Below are 1535 nucleotides of genomic sequence, written 5' to 3'. Positions count from 1 at the left end.
TTTATAGCGCGATCGCTTACATTGGCAAAATAAACTCGCGTTACACCACAGCGCACTATGGTTTTGTTCCGAGATAAGTCAATTAAAGCATGACCTGTATAGAGTTCTCCAGTAGTCCCTCGCATCTGTTGCCAACGAGCGATTGCTTCAGATGGGTTAGGAGGTTTGCCATAAATCCCACCCTCCATACTCAATACAGAATCACAGCCTAATACCAGAGCGTCGCTAAATTGATCAGCAACAGTTTTTGCTTTTTGTTCAGCTAGAATCTGCACTAACGTTGCTGGCTCCGGATGCTGCACTTGAGATTCGTCAAAATTGCTTTGGCAGACCACCGGTTCAATACCAGCAGTTTGCAACAATCGTCTGCGAGCACTAGAAGCTGAAGCTAATACAAAAGTCGGCACATCCATATAGCAATTTTCAGAAACGTTTGAGCGACATTGCTTATGCTTTTAAGGCAAGAGGCAAGAGGCAAGAGGCAAGAGGCAAGAGGGTTTCACGGAAATCAGCGTCAAAAAAGACTGTACCTGATCAGCACGCCTTTGGCGAACAACTAAACAACCAAACAACCTGTAACCTTCAACCAAACAACCTGTAACCTTCAACCAAACAACCTGTAACCTTCAACCAAACAACCTGTAACCTTCAACCAAACAACCTGTAACCTTCAACCAAACAACCTGTAACCTTCAACTGTTTACTAGTTCACTGAAAATGACTTAACCACTGTCTGCAACAAATTTTTCATTTTACCCCAGCGTCGTTCGGTCGTGGAAGCATTGAAGGTGTAGAGCTTGCCACGGTTGACCACCACACTGGCGAGGTTGTGCCGTTCTTGGCTGGGAAGTTGGACGTTGTATTCTAAAAGGTAATAAGTCTTGTCTGCTACCTCACGAGCTTCAGCATTAACCAACTCGGCTGTGCGACCAGAATCGGGAGGAGCAAAGGCATTTTTTTGCAGCTGATACCCCACTTCTGAGGGTGTACCTAAATCAGCAAGGGTCTTGCCTTCCGGGACTGGGCTAATCACCATACTAACATTTTCGGTGCTTTCGATAAGATCGTGGAACACTACATCCGGTCCATCAGTCACTTGGATAGGGACCCAACCGTTGGGATACAAAAACTGATAACCTTTAAGGCTGTCTACATAGCTTTGTAGACCACTGGCACCAGTTGTGCAGCCATGTATAGCCAGACTCAACACTAGCAGCAGTAGTGGTGCAATTTTCTTGAGCATCTCTTTGAGCATCTCTATTGAACGTCAACTCAGCTGCTTAATTGTCTCATCTTTAACTAATCGTACTTGCCTCTATGTATTTTCTGTTACCGGTTGGACACTCACCAGATGTGTGATAGATAGTGAAGTCAAGCTAATAGAGCGATTTTAGACAACTGCACACGGTAACAATTCTGGAAATCATCAGGCTTTGTAAGGAAAATCATGAAACCAACTTATCGAACTATCTCTAGTCTAGGAATTGCCACAATACTGACTGGCTTTACCGCAACTGTCTATGCTCAGCAGCCGC

The 1535-nt window shown here is 44.8% G+C and carries 3 protein-coding genes; 1 reads left to right on the top strand and 2 read right to left on the bottom strand.

The window, feature by feature from the left end; genetic code table 11:
• Positions 1-413, bottom strand: a 413-nt coding sequence (locus F6J94_RS33745; protein ID WP_293048288.1) for a nucleoside triphosphate pyrophosphatase, incomplete at its 3' end; no start/stop codon positions are given.
• Between the two features lie 20 nt (positions 414-433).
• Between F6J94_RS33745 and F6J94_RS33740 the strand changes: the two genes are divergently transcribed.
• Positions 434-601 (top strand): hypothetical protein, encoded by a 168-nt coding sequence (locus F6J94_RS33740; RefSeq protein ID WP_293048285.1) that lies wholly within the window; start codon positions 434-436, stop codon positions 599-601.
• A 102-nt stretch (positions 602-703) separates the two neighbouring features.
• Here F6J94_RS33740 and psbP read toward each other — a convergent pair whose 3' ends face one another.
• Positions 704-1243, bottom strand: a complete 540-nt coding sequence (gene psbP, locus F6J94_RS33735; RefSeq protein WP_293028483.1) for a photosystem II reaction center PsbP — start codon at positions 1241-1243, stop codon at positions 704-706.
• Between the last annotated feature and the right edge of the window lie 292 nt (positions 1244-1535).

It is taken from the genome of Moorena sp. SIO1F2 (assembly GCF_010672755.1).
Lineage (GTDB): Bacteria > Cyanobacteriota > Cyanobacteriia > Cyanobacteriales > Coleofasciculaceae > Moorena.
The sequence above is the reverse complement of the archived record's forward strand: the minus strand, read 5'-3'. Positions and strand labels throughout refer to the sequence as shown.

Coding starts and splice junctions, on each gene's coding strand:
- psbP (WP_293028483.1), bottom strand. CDS start 1,243: ATGCTCAAGAAAATTGCACCACTACTGCTGCTAGTGTTGAGTCTGGCT.